Annotated in this window: 18 protein-coding genes; 7 read left to right on the top strand and 11 right to left on the bottom strand. The window is 64.6% G+C overall.

All coding sequences use genetic code 11. The features are described 5' to 3' along the window. Nucleotides 1-294 (bottom strand): HigA family addiction module antitoxin, encoded by a 294-nt coding sequence (locus OKA04_RS20425; RefSeq protein WP_264503068.1) that lies wholly within the window; start codon nt 292-294, stop codon nt 1-3. 4 nt (nt 295-298) lie between these two features. Further along, entirely contained in the window at nt 299-580 is a 282-nt protein-coding gene (locus OKA04_RS20420; RefSeq protein WP_264503067.1) for a type II toxin-antitoxin system RelE/ParE family toxin, read from the bottom strand. A gap of 97 nt (nt 581-677) precedes the next feature. Here OKA04_RS20420 and OKA04_RS20415 point away from each other — a divergent pair, with 97 nt between their 5' ends. Then, on the top strand, nt 678-1,022 hold the full coding sequence (locus tag OKA04_RS20415) for an SH3 domain-containing protein (protein ID WP_264503066.1): 345 nt from the start codon (nt 678-680) through the stop codon (nt 1,020-1,022). A 1-nt stretch (nt 1,023) separates the two neighbouring features. Here the strand turns inward: OKA04_RS20415 and OKA04_RS20410 are convergent, their stop codons facing one another. Continuing rightward, nucleotides 1,024-1,914 (bottom strand): ADP-ribosylglycohydrolase family protein, encoded by an 891-nt coding sequence (locus tag OKA04_RS20410; protein ID WP_264503065.1) that lies wholly within the window; start codon nt 1,912-1,914, stop codon nt 1,024-1,026. Nucleotides 1,915-1,991: 77 nt separating this feature from the next. On the opposite strand from OKA04_RS20410, the gene OKA04_RS20405 reads away from it, so the two are divergent. From OKA04_RS20405 to OKA04_RS20385, 5 genes are all read left to right on the top strand, one after another. Then, a complete protein-coding gene (locus OKA04_RS20405; RefSeq protein ID WP_264503064.1) occupies nt 1,992-3,254 on the top strand; it encodes a Glu/Leu/Phe/Val family dehydrogenase in 1,263 nt (420 codons plus the stop codon). Nucleotides 3,255-3,291: 37 nt separating this feature from the next. Further along, nucleotides 3,292-3,822: a Uma2 family endonuclease gene (locus OKA04_RS20400; protein ID WP_264503063.1), complete on the top strand. Its 531-nt coding sequence runs from the start codon at nt 3,292-3,294 to the stop codon at nt 3,820-3,822. Then, a complete protein-coding gene (locus OKA04_RS20395; protein WP_264503062.1) occupies nt 3,822-4,790 on the top strand; it encodes an MDR family NADPH-dependent oxidoreductase in 969 nt (322 codons plus the stop codon). The genes OKA04_RS20400 and OKA04_RS20395 overlap by 1 nt, the downstream gene beginning before the upstream one ends. Before the next feature lie 227 nt (nt 4,791-5,017). Continuing rightward, a complete protein-coding gene (locus OKA04_RS20390) occupies nt 5,018-5,359 on the top strand; it encodes a hypothetical protein (RefSeq protein WP_264503061.1) in 342 nt (113 codons plus the stop codon). Nucleotides 5,360-5,362: 3 nt separating this feature from the next. Next, nucleotides 5,363-5,683, top strand: coding sequence for a hypothetical protein (locus OKA04_RS20385; protein ID WP_264503060.1), 321 nt, complete (start codon nt 5,363-5,365; stop codon nt 5,681-5,683). 1 nt (nt 5,684) lies between these two features. Here the strand turns inward: OKA04_RS20385 and OKA04_RS20380 are convergent, their stop codons facing one another. From OKA04_RS20380 to OKA04_RS20355, 6 genes are read right to left on the bottom strand one after another with little or no spacing between them, the layout of a single operon-like run. Next, complete coding sequence (locus OKA04_RS20380) at nt 5,685-6,692, bottom strand: AAA family ATPase (RefSeq protein ID WP_264503059.1); 1,008 nt, start codon at nt 6,690-6,692, stop codon at nt 5,685-5,687. Next, nucleotides 6,665-7,318, bottom strand: a complete 654-nt coding sequence (gene pnuC, locus OKA04_RS20375; protein WP_264503058.1) for a nicotinamide riboside transporter PnuC — start codon at nt 7,316-7,318, stop codon at nt 6,665-6,667. Before pnuC ends, OKA04_RS20380 begins: the two co-directional genes overlap by 28 nt. Next, nucleotides 7,315-7,920 (bottom strand): bifunctional nicotinamidase/pyrazinamidase, encoded by a 606-nt coding sequence (pncA, locus tag OKA04_RS20370; protein WP_264503057.1) that lies wholly within the window; start codon nt 7,918-7,920, stop codon nt 7,315-7,317. Before pncA ends, pnuC begins: the two co-directional genes overlap by 4 nt. 19 nt (nt 7,921-7,939) lie before the next feature. Continuing rightward, entirely contained in the window at nt 7,940-8,872 is a 933-nt protein-coding gene (locus tag OKA04_RS20365; protein WP_264503056.1) for an ADP-ribosylglycohydrolase family protein, read from the bottom strand. After that, nucleotides 8,869-10,803 (bottom strand): NAD(+) synthase, encoded by a 1,935-nt coding sequence (nadE, locus tag OKA04_RS20360; protein WP_264503055.1) that lies wholly within the window; start codon nt 10,801-10,803, stop codon nt 8,869-8,871. Before nadE ends, OKA04_RS20365 begins: the two co-directional genes overlap by 4 nt. 10 nt (nt 10,804-10,813) lie before the next feature. Then, nucleotides 10,814-11,833 carry an ADP-ribosylglycohydrolase family protein gene (locus OKA04_RS20355; protein ID WP_264503054.1) on the bottom strand — a complete coding sequence of 340 codons (1,020 nt, stop codon included), beginning with the start codon at nt 11,831-11,833 and terminating at the stop codon, nt 10,814-10,816. A 400-nt stretch (nt 11,834-12,233) separates the two neighbouring features. On the opposite strand from OKA04_RS20355, the gene tnpA reads away from it, so the two are divergent. Continuing rightward, nucleotides 12,234-12,680 carry an IS200/IS605 family transposase gene (gene tnpA, locus OKA04_RS20350; RefSeq protein WP_264503053.1) on the top strand — a complete coding sequence of 149 codons (447 nt, stop codon included), beginning with the start codon at nt 12,234-12,236 and terminating at the stop codon, nt 12,678-12,680. 139 nt (nt 12,681-12,819) lie between these two features. On the opposite strand, the gene OKA04_RS20345 is transcribed toward tnpA, so the two are convergent. Together OKA04_RS20345 and OKA04_RS20340 are read right to left on the bottom strand one after the other, a co-directional pair. Next, complete coding sequence (locus OKA04_RS20345) at nt 12,820-13,356, bottom strand: RNA 2'-phosphotransferase (protein WP_264503052.1); 537 nt, start codon at nt 13,354-13,356, stop codon at nt 12,820-12,822. Between the two features lie 17 nt (nt 13,357-13,373). Then, nucleotides 13,374-14,807: a nicotinate phosphoribosyltransferase gene (locus tag OKA04_RS20340; protein ID WP_264503051.1), complete on the bottom strand. Its 1,434-nt coding sequence runs from the start codon at nt 14,805-14,807 to the stop codon at nt 13,374-13,376. Between the last annotated feature and the right edge of the window lie 9 nt (nt 14,808-14,816).

Genomic DNA, 14,816 nt, shown 5'->3' with positions numbered 1-14,816 from the left:
TCAAAGGGCTTGGCACGGCTGGATGCCGGATAGCTCGGCTTTCATGGATTCCCGTGCGAGCACCTGATCATGATGAGCCTGGAGATTGAGCCAGACTTCCGCAGGCCAGCGGAAGTACCGCTCAAGGCGAAGTGCGGTATCCACCGTGACCGAGCGCCTGCCCTTCACGATCTCATTGATGCGGCGCGGGGGTACGCCGATGTCCTTCGCGAGGCGATATTCGCTGATGCCGAGCGGGACGAGAAAGTCTTCCCGAAGGACCTCGCCAGGGTGGGTAGGTGGTAGGGCTTTCATGGGTCTAGTGGTAATCAACGATTTCGACGTCGTAAGGGCCATCTGCCATCCAGAGGAAACAGACTCTCCACTGGTCATTGATGCGAATCGAATGCTGCCCCTTCCTGTTTCCTTTCAGGGCCTCCAGCCGGTTGCCGGGTGGTACGGCGAGTTGTTGGAGTTCAGTCACGGCGTGAAGTTGAGCGAGCTTCCGCAGTGCGACGCTCTGGATCGTGAACGGAAAAATTCGGCTTTTGCGTTCCTCGAAGAATCGCTCGGTTTCTTTACAGGCAAACGAGCGGATCATCAGGTGGAGTAATAATAACGTGATGCGTTATTATGTCAAGAAGGGCGAATCGAGCCCGGTCTTGCCGTTTCATGCTGTGCTGCTTCAGTGTCACCCCATGCCCAGCTTCACCGCCAATGCCGACTACGAGGAAAAGGACAGCAATCCCATCCGCCTGCAGCCGGGCGATGAGGTGACCGTGGGCCCGGTGGACCGGGCTTGGCCGGGCTGGGTGTGGGCGGAGGATGACAATGGCAATGACGGCTACGTGCCGGAGGATATTCTGGAGCCGCTCGGCGAGGGTCGCTTCGCCGCGCTGGAGTCATTCGACCCCGCCACGCTGGTGATCCGCCGCGGCGATGAGCTGGAGTCGCTCAAGCAGATCCACGGCTGGCACTGGTGCCGGAATGCTTCCGGCACCGAGGGCTGGGTGGCGGGCTACCTGCTGCGGCCGGTGGCGTGAGTCATGGCAAGGCGCGCTCGATCGCATCGATCGAGCGCAGCCCGCTGATCCACTCAGCGGGGAATGCCGCCGCGCCATGCCGCGCACCCATCAGGAGGCCGAGCAGCAAGCCACGCGCGGCGGAATCACCCCCGAGCATCGCATTCGCCGAAAGCGCCTCGACGGGGTCCGCTTCGTAGCGGAAGGCGAGCGCGAGGGTGATGGGGAATGCCCCATCGATATCGCAGCCGAGTCCGAGGGCACCCGCCTTCGCCGCCAGATCACCGCTCGAGGCATCGCGCCCGAGCGTGCCCCAATCGATCGCGGGCAAAGCGTCGTAGGGGTGTGATGCGGCTTCATCGAAGGCTTCCTCAAAGCCCGCGCCACCGGCGACAGACACCGCCGCCCTCGCGAAGAATTCGGCGGCATCGATGACCTGCGGGTCGCCGTGGGTCAGTGCGGTCTGGGCGCGCGCCAGCGGCACGAGCTGCTCCACGTCGCGATGGAAAGCCAGCAGGGGCGCGATGCGGGCCGCGCCACCGAGATCGCTGGAGGGTGACGGTTCCGCCACGCCAGCGGCCAGGTTTTGCAGGGTGCCCCGGGTCGCGCCATCGAGGTAGCTGCTCTTGTCCTCACGGATCCTCTCCGCCCAGCGAAGCCAATCGGCGGGCCAATTCTCCAGGCTGCCGCCCGCACCGGCAAGGGACTCGAGCAGGGCGAGCGCCTGGTCCCCGTAGTGTGTGAAGTCCCCGGCTGCCTTCGTGGCGGGATGGTATTGGCTGCGGGGCGCTTCATACGCGCGGATGCCGCCGGGATACCACGCGGCGATTTGGACGGGATCGTAGATCCAGTGCGGGCCGAGGGCCAGTGCGTCGCCGAAGAAGGAAGGCAGGACGAGATCGCGTGCAGTCATTGGTGATACTATCGGCAGGAATCGATCCGGGGAAAAGGATTCGTTGGCATCCCCGGTTCCTCGGTTAGAAAGGTCTCATGCGTGACGAACTTTTGCGGAATCCTGTCTTCGCCATGGCGGCCACCCAATTCGACGGGGTCGCCGATTTCCTCGGCCTCAATGACGAGTTGCGGGAGCGCACGAAGTGGCCGAAGCGCCTGATCACCGTGACCGTGCCGATCCGCCATGACGACGGCTCCACGAAAGTTTACTTCGGCCACCGCGTGCAGCATCACCTGACCCGCGGTCCGGTGAAGGGCGGCTTGCGCTATCACCCGCGCGTGGATCTCGGAGAGGTGGCTGCATTGGCGATGTGGATGAATTGGAAGTGCGCGCTGATGGACCTGCCGTATGGCGGGGGGAAGGGCGGCATCACCTGTGACCCCCGGGCGATGAGCCAGGGCGAGCTGGAGCGCATCACCCGCCGCTACACCATGGAGATGATCCCTTTCATTGGGCCGGACATCGACATCATGGCGCCCGACATGGGCACGAACGAGCAGACCATGGCATGGATGACGGACACCTACTCCACCCATGCCGGCCGCCTGATTCCGGGCATCGTCACGGGTAAGCCGCTCGCGTTGCAGGGCTCGGCGGGTCGCACGCAGGCCACCGGCCACGGTGTTGCCTTCCTCGCCTGCCGTGCGCTGAACAAGCTGAACCTGCCCATCGATGGCGCCACGGCGATCGTGCAGGGCTTCGGCAATGTGGGCGCGCACGCCGCCTATGCGCTGGCGAATTCCAACGTGAAGGTCATCGGGATCTCGGACGTCACCGGGGCAATCTGGAATGCCGGGGGCATCGATACCCGCAAGCTGCGCGACCACGTGGCATCGCGCGGCAGCATCCAGGGCTTCCCGGAGGCAGAGCCCATCGAGCCGGATGCCCTGCTCTGCCAGCCCTGCGACATCCTCATCCCGGCGGCCACCGACATGGTCATCACCGGGGAAAACGCGCCGCTCCTGAAGTGCAAGGTGCTGGCGGAGGGCGCGAACGGCCCGACCACGCCCGAGGCGGATGCAGTGCTCAACGAGCGCGGCGACATCTTCGTGATCCCGGACATCCTTTGCAACGCAGGGGGCGTAACGGTCTCCTACTTCGAGTGGGTGCAGAATCTCCAGCGCTTCCAGTGGACGGAGCGCGAGGTGCTCACGAAGCTGGAGACCATGCTGGAGAATGCCTTTTCCCGCGTGCTGCACTTCGCCGAGCGCCACGGGCTGCCGCATCGCACCGCCGCCCAGGCCCTCGCGATCAAGACGGTGGCTGACGTGAAGGCGCAGCGCGGTCTCTTCCCGTGAACTTGCGGTGGCAGGAGATGTCCGCTAGCATGTGCCCATGAGCCTAGCCATCCAGCTTCCGCTGCGGGGGGACCAGACGGAGTTCAATCTCCGCGTCTGGGAGCGGCTGCTTGCTGACCCCGAGCTGGCGAAGATCACGGGTCGTTTTGAAACGGACCGCCACGGGCACATTCTCATGTCACCTCCTCCCGGTTATCACCACGGAAGCCGCCAGTTCGAGATCGGCTATCAACTACGCACCCGCCTCGGTGGCAATGTCCGCACGGAGTGCCCGCTTTCCACCTCCGATGGAGTGAAGGCCGTCGATGTCGTGTGGCTCTCGGACCTTCGCGAGTCCACCGCCGTGGTGGGAGAGGTGCTGGTGGAGTCTCCCGAGATCTGCGTTGAAGTCATCTCGCCATCGAATACCCGGGCTGAGATGGAGGAGAAGATGGCGCTCTATTTCGATGCCGGTGCCATCGAGGTCTGGTTCTGCGACGAGAATGGCGGGATGCGCTTCGTGGGCAAGCAGGGGCCGCTGGAGCGCTCGCTCTTGTGTCCGGATTTCCCCGCGCTTATCGAGAGCTGATGCAAGCGCTTCGCTTCCACGAATTTGGCAAGCCCCAGGACGTCCTGAAGCTCGAGCCACTGGAGCTGCCGCCTCTTGCCGAGGGCGAGGTGCGGCTGAAGATCCTGGCTGCGCCGGTGAATCCCGCCGACCTGAATTTCATCGAGGGCACCTATGGCGTGAAGCCGGAGCTGCCCGCGGTGCCGGGTATCGAGGGCTGCGGCGAGGTGATCGAGAGCCGGTCGTCGGACCTGCGCATCGGAGACCGCGCCATCATGCTGCGGCGTGCCGGAAGCTGGGCGACCCACGTGCAGCTTCCCGCGGATCATCTTTTCAAGATCCCTGCGGACCTCGATCCGCTCCAGGCCGCGATGCTGAAAGTGAACCCCGCCACAGCCTGGCGGCTGCTCACCGGAACCGGCACTCCCGCGAGTGGATCGTGGATTGTCCAGAATGCGGCGAATTCCGCGGTGGGGCGGTGCGTGATCGCCGTGGCGAGAGAGCTGGGCATTCGTACGATAAACCTAGTACGTCGCCCCGAGTTGATTGACGAGCTTCAGGCGCTTGGTGCGGACCTGGTGGTCACCGACGACGATGCCGGCATGGACGCGGTGAAGTCCGCAGGGGCCGGGAAGCCCGCACTTGCCTTCAATTGCGTCGGCGGGGAAAGCGCGCTGCGGCTGATGAATCTCCTCGCACCCGGCGGCATCCACATCACCTACGGCGCGATGGCCCGGCGGCCCCTGACCGTGCCGAATGGCCTGCTCATCTTCAAGGATCTCCAGCTCCGCGGCCTGTGGATCACCAAATGGATCGAGAGCGCCCCGAAGCAGGAACTCGACGAGGCCTATGCCAAGCTCGCCGCGCTCATGACAAACGGCAGCCTCACGATGCCAGTGGACTCGACCCATTCGCTTGAGTCATCCGGCACAGCGCTGGAGAGAGTGTCAGCTGCTGGACGTGACGGGAAAGTGCTGCTGGTGCCGTGATCCGATCCTTCAATCGCCGCCAGCGCATCAAAGCCACCGGATCCGTGTGTCTGGGGGTTCTCGCATACGGGCTCGCCGGGGCATTTTTCAGCTTCGTGGCAGGGCAGGGGATCAAGATGTCGGGCATCACTCCCGCGCCATGGCTGGCTCCGGCGACCATTTCATCGGCCCTGCTTGTCATCACCATCAGCGGGTGGCGGCAGCACCGGGCAGGTCGGACTCCTGATGTGGATGACGCCGTCATGTGGAAGGAAGGTGTGGACTCCATCGGCGCGGCGGAATTGCGGTTCCGTGTGAACCAGTTGTCAGCCTCGACTTGGATTCTATCCACTCTCTTCACCGCCGGCCCGGTCCGTCTCCTGGTCGCGTATGACCTTTGGAGATCATGTTTGCCGGTGGATGCCGATTTGGAGAGGCGGATGGCGCTGTTGCTGCGCGAGCTGCAATCCCAAGGCAAATGGGTTGCCGCCGACTCGTTCCGCGATCACTGGGAGCCTCTTTCCGCTTTGATCCGGACGGGACATGTGGAATTCAGCTCGATCAAGGGCCGGGTCCGGGCATCCTCCTGATTCATGGAGTTTACGTTCACGCCTGTCCGTGTCGGCATCCTTGTCGCCTTGCTCGCAGGCTTCTGGTTTCTCGGTGGCTATGACTTCCCCGTCGGTGAGTTCGCCGGTCTCCGGCGTGCATGGTTTTACTCCGTGCTGATGTTCGTCTTGGGAAGCGTCTCCGCAACCATCGTGGACCACTGGGTTGGAAATATTGACCGCAGCAATCTCCGCTTCCTCTACATCGTCCTCGGCGTCCTGTGCATCGGTGGCTCCTTCATGTATCAGAATGTCCTGAACGAAAGGATGAAGATGGGCGGGAAAGAGACGATCGAGGCGGAGTGATTCAAGCGACGCCCGGCCAAAGTGAACGGATGATCTCCAGCGACTCGCCCAGTCGCCGCCCGCGATCTCCGCGCAGCAGGTGCCACGGCACGGACTGATCCCGCAGCGCCGACTCGAACCACGCATGCATCTCGTGGCGGATGTGCTCGCCATCGCGCAGGCCATCCTGAACGAAAGGGATCTCATCGCCGGTGAGCAGGTAGAGATCGGCCCGGCGTTCCTTCGCAATGAGTTTCAGCGCATCGTCGTCGCGTCCCACATAGCGGCGATGCCAGAGCACCGTGGCAAAGCTGTCGGTGTCACAGACCAGCACGCGATTGCATTCGCGGGCGGCAATGTCCTCGCGCCGGTTCTGCTCCCTCGCGATGTGGTGGAATTCACCGGTGCTCCAGATCCCCTCGCCACGTGCCTGCTTTGCCTCGCTGTATTCGCGGCCATACTCGGCCACCCATGGGGTCCCGAGGGCTTCCGCGAGATCCATGGCCAGCGTGGTGGTGCCCGTGGACTCCGCGCCGACGATGGCGACCCTCTTGGCAAACCATCCGCGGACCGGAGGATCGATGAAGTCCCACATCGCCAGCGGGTCCGTCCTCACCGCGGTGCCGCTGCACGGGATGGTGATGCGGGCCTGGTCCACCAGCACATGCGCGCAGCCCATGTGGGCGGCGTAGCGATCCCCGTAGTCCTCGGAGGTGAAGACGGCGTCCGGCGCACGGCCCAGCCAGCCGATGGTGTTCCTCGCCCAGATGCGCGAGTCATTCTCATCGTAGCGGTCGTCGATGAGCATCACCTCCGCAGCCGGGATCATCTCGCGCAGCCAGGAGGTGCGTAGTTCAGGCGGGATGGGATCGACCGGCTTTCCGCAGACGATGACGACCACGCGCTCGCAGCGTGAAAGCGCCGTCTCGATGAGGTGACGGTGGCCGCGATGGGGCGGGAGGAATTTGCCGATCACCACGCCGAGGCCGAAGCGCTCCGCATTCATGCCGCGGCCAGCTCCTTTCTCCATCGTGCGAGGCCGACGATGCACAGGCCGATGAAGCCCGCGTAAAGGATCGCGGTGAGTGGAAGGCCACGCGAGATGTAGAGCGGCACGTAGATGATGTCCGCGGTGATCCACAGCCACCAGTTTTCCAGACGCTTCCGGCACAGCAGGTATTGGGCGGCGAGGCACAGCGTGGTGGTCAGCGCGTCCCAGAGCGGTGCCGCCCCATTCACCGCGATGAGCACTTCACGCAGTCCCCACGTGCCCAGCGTGAGAAAGAGGGCGATGCCGATCCACTCCGCGCGTCGCGTCCGGGAGACGGTGAGCTTCGAGTGATTCGCACCGCCATGCAGCCAATGCCACCAGCCCCACACGCCGAGGGCGAAATAGACGCCCTGCAGGCCGAAGTCCGCGTAGAGCCGGGCACGCCAGAAGAGGATCGCGAACACGATATTGTTCACGAGGCCGATGGGCCAGTTCCAGATATTGCCGCGTGTGACCAGCCAGACGCATGTGGCTCCGGTGGCGAAGCCGAATGCCTCCGTCAGGTCCAGCGGTAGCCACTTCCGCCAGGCACAGAGCAGCAGCACCACGGAGAGCGCGGACACGCCGATGGCCTCAAGCCGGAACCTGCGCGCGTCGGCTGTCATTCGGTGATCGTCACTCCTTTCCCGCGCATCTCCCCGATGGCCGCCTCGATGTCACCGGGCTTCAGGTCCACGCCGCGGCAGGCGGGCAGGTGGAGCGTGACCTGGAAGCCCTCCGCCACGGCATCCAGGGCGGTGAATTTCACGCAGTAGTCCGTGGCGATCCCGCAGATGGTGACGTGCGTCACGCCTTGCTCGCGCAGCCACCCGGCGAGGCCCGTGGAGTGACGGCGTCCATTGTCGTGAAAGCCGCTGTAGCTATCGATCTCCGTGCGCGTTCCTTTTTGGAAGACGCGGGTGATGCGGCGGGTATCGAGCCCCTTTGCAAAGAGCGCGCCGCCGGTATTCTCCACGCAATGCACCGGCCAGAGGGTCTGCGGCAGGCCGTGGAGATCGATGCTCTCGAAGAGTTGATGCCCGGGATGGTTCGCCGCGAAGCTGCCGTGATCCGGCGGATGCCAGTCCTGCGTGGCCACGATGATTTCAAAACCATCCATGAGCTGGTTGGCGATCGGGATGACTTCATCCCCACCCGGCACCCCGAGGGCACCGCCGGGAAGGAAGTCATTCTGCAGGTCGACGAGGATGAGAGCGTGTTGGTTCATGATACTGGGAGCGCGGGATTCATTCCGCTCTTTGGCTGGTGTGAAGCTTGCTCGCGAAATCGAGGATCATCTCCCGGGCATGAAGCTTTTCCAGCCAGCCTGCGGGGATGCCGTCCAATCCATAATAGGCCCCGGCGATCTGGCCATAGATCGCACCGGTGGTGTCGGCATCCTCGCCGAGATTCACGGCGAGCAATGCTCCATGCTCGAAGCTCCTGGAATGGTGGAATGCCCACAGGGCGGCCTCGAGCGAATGCACCACGTAGCCGCTGCCACGGATGGCCGGTGGGGACTTCTCCCTGAAGGAGCCCGCCGCGATGGCGTCGATGGCAGGGTCCATGCCATCCCACGGCTTGCCCGCGGGATGATAGTGCGGGGCGAGCACTTCATCCTTCGTCGCGCCATGCAGGAGGCCCCACAGGATGCTGCCAAGATAGCGGCAGGCGTCCAGGCATGTCGCAGCCTGGTGCGTGCCGCGCGAACTTTCAGCGGAGTAGTAGATGGCTTCGTCCGCGTCCGCGAAGAAGATCGGCACAGGAGCCAGGCGCATGATCGAGCCATTGCCCGCGGAGAATTTGTCGGTGCTGCCACTCGCGGGATTTCCGGTTTTGATAAATCTCGAAAGGGCGGAACTCACAGTGTTGCCGATGTCGAAGCATCCCGCCTTTGACGAACTCAAGTGCCCCTCCTGCCACCAACGGACATATTGGTCCATCTGATCCCGAAGATCGAAACCGGGGCATTCGACCAGGCTCTCCGCGAGGCACAGGGCCATCGAGGTGTCGTCGGTCCACTGGCCCGGCTTGAGGTGGAAAGGCCCGCCGCCCACCATGTCGGTCAGCGGCTTGAATGAGCCGGGAGTGGTGAACTCCAGCGTGGTGCCCAGCGCATCGCCGACGGCAAGGCCGGCGAGGCATCCCTGGGCGCGGTGGAGGGAGGGGGATGTTTTCATAAGGCTTCAAGCTCCTCCTGGAATCCACCGCTCAGGATCGGCCAGCGGCACCAGGTCTTGGGGTCGAGGTTTTCGTCGTCGAGGTGGAAGCCGGGGGCGTAGCGCTCGCGCTTCCATTGGTTGCGGCTCCACAGGGTGAAGAAGCGGCGCGTCCACTGCCGGCGCGTTCCCTCCGGATGTCCGGGGAAGGCGATCTCCAGTAAGTCTAGTAATTCGCGCGGCGACTTCCGGTCGCGGATCGCGGAGCGCTCGATGAAGTCGAGCACGGGGTAGGGCATCAGGTCGCCCTCGTCGGTCTGGCCCTGCTCGCCCGGGCGGAGCTCGGCGGTGGGCTGCTGGACATTCACGGTGGACAGCGCGGGTATGGGGCGGCGCTCCCCGCCGATCACGGGTCCGGCGGTCTCCAGCCAGCGCAGCCACTCGCGCAGGAATGCCTTGTCGATGCCGGACACCGGGGCGAGCCCGCCGGATGTATCGCCATCCATGGTCGCATAGCCCACGGCAGCCTCGCTGCGGTTGCTGGTGGAGAGGAGCAGCGCATTCCTCAGGTTTGCCAGCATCCAGATGCCGGGCGAGCGCACGCGGGCCTGGATGTTCTGGAGCGGGATGTCGTGGTCGGTCCAGTTCAGCGGCGTGCCGTATGCCTGCTCGATCATCGCCACGTAGCCGCGGTGGAGCGCGGAGACATCGAGCTCCCGGTGTGTTGCTCCTATCTCCGCGGCCAGCAGGCGGGCGGCCTCGCGGGTCACGTCGCCGCTGTGCTCGGTTGCCTGGTACGCCGTGAGTAGTAGTTCGCCGAAGTCCGTGGTCGCCAGCTTCCCGCCGAGGTCGTCGCCGAGTTCCTCGCGTGCGAGCTCGAACATCAGCCGGATGAGGCAGACGACCGCTGCGGAATCCGCGCCGCCGCTGAGCGAGACGACGTAGCCGCTCGACCGGCTCTTCCGCAGGTAGTCGAAGAGCCCGAGCGTCACCGCGCGGGTGAATTCCACCGTCTTTTCCTCCGGGCCTGCCAGCAGGTGGTGGTGGATGGCCACCGCCACCTCCGGCCAGGCGAAGTCGGTCGTGACCAGCCCCGGGTCACTCGCCACCGGCAGCGCGGGCCGATGGCTGGCGCTGCGGGCCATGGCGAGTCGCCCCGCTGTGATGTCGACCGTGGCCGCGAGCACCCGGTGATCGGTGAAGCCGAAGCGCGCGCTCTCCGCGATGACATTGCCGCCTTCCGCGATGAGAAGCTGGCCGTCGTAGATCACGCGGCCCGCCTCGTTTCCCAGCAGATTCGAGTAAACATACGCGGCTCCGAATGCGCGCGATCCCTCCGCCACGAAGCGACGCCGGATGCCTGCCTTGCCAAAGGCGAAGTGGCTCGCGCTGGGATTCAGGATCACATCCACGCCGCGCGCCGCGAGCCTCGCCCCGGGGCGGTCCGCCACCCAGGCGTCCTCGCAGATCTCGAAGCCGAGCTTCACGCCGCCGGTCTCGAAGACCAGATCGCCGATGGGGATGCGCGTGCCATCCAGAGCGGTGAATTCATCCTGCACGCCGCCGGGCCATGGCTTGAACCACCGCGGCTCGTAGTGGATGCCATCGCCCGCGAGGTTTTTCTTCGCCGCGAGGCCGAGCAGCTTTCCATCCGCCACCACCGCGGAGACATTGAAGAGCGCACGCTGGTGGAAGACCGGCAGGCCGAATGCCACGATCATCCCGCGCGTGTCCGGCAGGAGGTCGCATAGCATCTGCCACGCCCTCTCCCACGTCGCGGGCGCGAAGAAGGCATCCTCGCAGCCGTAGCCGGTGAGGCAGAGCTCGGGCAGGCAGACGAGCGACGCGCCCCCGGCCCGCGTCTCATTCAGCGCGGCGCGGATGCGTGCTTCGTTCCCTGGCCAGTCGAGCGGGGTCTGGTTCAGGGCGACGGCGGCGAGTCGGAGATTCATGACGGAAATATCAATAGGGTGGCAGGAGGCGGCGGAGGGCGTGGGCCAGCACGATGAGGAGGAAGCATCCATTCCGCACCAGCGAGAGCGGCCATACGGGATAGCGCAGGGACTCGGGCGGGTCGGGCCGTGAGAGCAGCGCGCCATCCAGCGGCCAGTCCTTCAGTCCCGCGATCCACTCGGGCGGCATGCCTTCCGCCTTCGCGTCGATCCCGGCGAGGGATCCCGCCACAAAAGCGACCGTGTCGGTATCGCCACCGGCGGCAATTACGGTGGTCACCGTACTTCGGAAGTCGCCGCGATGCCTTAGCCACGCGAAGATGGCCACCGCCGCGGTGTCCGGGGCGAATCCGCTGACGAATCCCGGCTTCCTGCCAAAAGAGTCGGCGAAGGTGCCGACATCGATGCCATCCGCGAGCCCGCTCCGGAGCAGCGGGAAGCGGGTCTTCATCTCGGCGCTCTCGATCTGGCGCTCCAGCGAATCGAGGATCACGATCTGGTTCTGCACTCCATCCGTAGCGAGCGTGGCGGCCTTTGCGATGAGGCGGGCGGCCTCCAGCGCGCGGGGATCCGAGTGGGTGATGCGCGTGGAGGCATCGCTGAAGCGGTCGCGGTTCTCCGTATCGTCGGCGAAGTGGACGCCGATGACCGGCGCCCGCATCAGCGGCCCGTTCCCCGCCGACCACACGCCGCTGCGCGCGGGGCTCGCGCCGAGCCACAGCTTCATCGCCGACTTCGCCGTCGCGAGGCCGACGCCCGCCGGGATACCGGCGAACCACCAGCGCAGTCGCCCGGCCAGATCCTTGGCAAAGGCATCCGGATCGCGGCTGTTCTTCGCGAGGCTCAGCGCGGTCATTACGGCGTGCTCCGTATCGTCACTCACCATGCCCCTGCCGAAGAAGAAGCGATGCCGCCACTCGCCCCGCCACATCCGCGCGATGCGCCGCGCATTCAGACCCTCGGCGGGAAGGCCCAGGGAATCACCGAGCGCGCCACCGAGGAGGCACGCTGCTTTTGCGGATTTGTTCATGGGTGGCGTGGAGAATTTGGTGTCGTACGAGTTTGGGAGATGCGGAAAGATCTGCGACGCGTCTTGCCGACCCTCCGGGGCGGGTGTGTCTGTTGTGTTGATGTCCGGTGGCTGACGCCACCGGCTAATCTCCGACACCCCTCCGGGGCTGGGAAGTTTCTGTGAAATGAAATCCTGGTTGATGTCTGTTGATTCGCGTTCATCGGCGGACAGGTGGGGTCATCGTGGTCGGCTGACGTATGATTGGGCTGGATCTGGTCTGACGAACGGCGTCCGCGAGGGCTTGCTTCAGATTTTTGATCCCGGAGGGATTCCGGAAATTAGCCGGTGGCGTCAGCCACCGGATTTGGTTAGAGAGTGATCAGGCGTCCCGGCAGGGTCGCTGGATGAAGAACCGGTCATGCCCTCCACCCATCTCGCCCTGCACGTTCATGTGATCTTCAGCACGAAGGACAGGATGCCGCTCATCGCTCCGGATTGGCTGGATCGGTTGCATTCGTTTGCCGGTGGTGTTGTTGGAAACCTCGGTGCTGTCCCGGAAGCTGTTGGCGGAGTTTCGGATCACATGCATCTCCTGATCGGGCTTCGGGCGACGCATTCGGTGGCGGAGGTGGTCCGCAGCGTGAAGGCTGTATCGTCGCGTTGGGTGCACGAGGAAATCGGCATGCCGAAATTTTCGTGGCAGGAAGGGTATGGTGCCTTTTCGGTCAGTCCATCCCAGTGCCCGGTGGTGAGGGATTACATCAATGGACAAGCGGAGCATCATCGGAAGAAAGGGTTTCAGGAAGAGTATCTCGAATTTCTCAAGAAGTGTGGAGTTGAGTTCGACGAGAGGTTTGTTTGGTGACCGTCCTTCTGTCGCCCCTTCGGGGCTTGCTGAAGATTTGATCCGATTCCCGGTGGCTCACGCCACCGGCTAATTTCTGGTGCCCCTCCGGGGCTGGTTATGATGTCACTCCGGGCTGGGATGGCGCGGCTGCGGTATCTCACGGAAACCCGATGAATTCCGGTGGCACGGTGTCGGTGAGCCAGACGCCGTTGTCGGAAAGGAAGAATAGGTGGCCGGCCTCGGCCATGGCGGCGGAGCGGATGGAGAGGATCACCGGAGCGCCTCGCCGCTGGCCGACCTTGGTCGCGGTTGTCAGATCGCGGCTGAGGTGGACGTGGTGGCGCTCGCCCTTGTGAAGGCCGGTGGTCCGGATCGACTTCAGGAATTTCCCGACTGTCCCGTGATAGAGGATCTCCGGCGGTTGCTCCGGTACGAGGGCGAGGTCAACCGTCACGGAATGTCCTTGGTTCGCACGGATGCGCGTGCCGTCTTCACTGAGTGCAAAGCGTTGCTTGTCGTTCGTGCCGACGATCTCGGCCAGTGTCTTCCGATCGAAGTGAATGCCATGCCGGCCTGCGGCCAGGATGAGTTCGTGGATGTCCGTCCAGCCCTGGGCGTCGAGGGTGATCCCGATCTTGCCGGGCTCGTGCCTCAGCACGAGGCTGAGGAATTTGCTGATTCGTTTTTGGTCCATTTTCAATGGCGGCGATTTCATCGCAGTTCCCGCAGGATCTTCTCCCGGTGCTCATGAAGTCCTTCTTCAAGGCCGGCGGGATAGGCGTGCGGATTTTTAAGCCGGAGGATCCCGGTGTGGAGTGCGGCCAGATTCTCCTGGCAGCGGGTTCTGATTGTTTCGAGCGATTCGGCGGGACCGGTGCGCCGGCCACCCTTCATCACGGGCTGTAGCAATTCGACGGCCTCGGTGCCCGCGGGGATCTCCTTTGTCCGGATGGGGTCAGCAGGGTCGATGATCGTGGTGGTCTCCCCGAAAGTACGATCCACATCGTAGATCGCGTCGCCGATGAATTTCCCGCCTTCCACGAAGCGCCTCACCTGCAGCCGCCCGGGGATGGAGCTCTTCGCCGTCTGCTCGCTCAGCTTGATGCGCGGCTGCCAGCTCCCGTCGTCGCGACGCAGCGCGGCGAGCTTGTACACGCCGCCGAGCGCGGGCTGGTCCGCGGCGGTGACGAGATTCGTGCCCACGCCCCAGACATCGATCTTCGCTTCCTGGTGGCGCAGGCTTTCGATGAGGTGCTCGTCGAGGTCGTTGCTGGCCACGATCTTCACACCCGGGAAACCGGCGGCATCGAATTTCGCGCGGGCCTGCTGGCTGAGCCATGCGAGGTCGCCCGAGTCGAGGCGGATGCCGCTCAGCTCGTGGCCCTGCTCGCGCAGCGTGCGCGCGGTGGCGATCGCCTTGTCCACGCCATCCAGCGTGTCGTAGGTGTCCACCAGCAGGGTCGAGTTGTCCGGCATCGCCTCGGCATAGCGGTCGAATGCCTCCTGCTCGTCATCGAAGGACATCACCCACGAGTGGGCGTGCGTGCCCCTCACCGGGATGCCGAACTGTTGGCCTGCGAGGACATTCGAGGTGCCCTCGCAGCCCCCGATGAATGCGGCGCGGCTCGCCCCCAGCCCGCCATCCGGTCCCTGCGCGCGGCGGTAGCCGAACTCGAAGACCGGACCGCCCGCCGCGGCGTGGCAGATGCGCGCGGCCTTCGTGGCGACGAGCGTCTGGAAGTTCACCAGATTCAGCAGTGCGGTCTCGGCGAGCTGGGCATGGAGGATCTGCCCCTGCACCCGCAGCAGCGGCTCGTGGGCAAAGGCGGCCGAGCCCTCGGGCACGGCATCGATGTCCAACTCCAGCCGCACGTCCGCGAGATACGCCAGGAAATCCTCGCGGAAGAGCGGGTGGTCATTCCGCGTGCGCAGCGAGGCGAGGTAGTCCAGCTCCTCCGCGCGGAAGCGGAAATCTTCCAGCCACTTCAGCGCGGGCTCCAGACCCGCCGCGATGGCATAGCCACCGTGGAAGGGCAGCCTGCGGAAGAAGAGATGGAAGACGCTTTCCTGCTCCGCCTTTCCCGCCTGCCAGTAGGCGGCGGCCATGGTGAGCTGGTAGAGATCGGTCTGGAGCGGGCTGTTCATGCGCGGGGT

It is taken from the genome of Luteolibacter flavescens (genome assembly GCF_025950085.1).
Classification (GTDB): domain Bacteria; phylum Verrucomicrobiota; class Verrucomicrobiia; order Verrucomicrobiales; family Akkermansiaceae; genus Haloferula; species Haloferula flavescens.
This window is presented reverse-complemented; position numbering and strand designations above follow the sequence as displayed.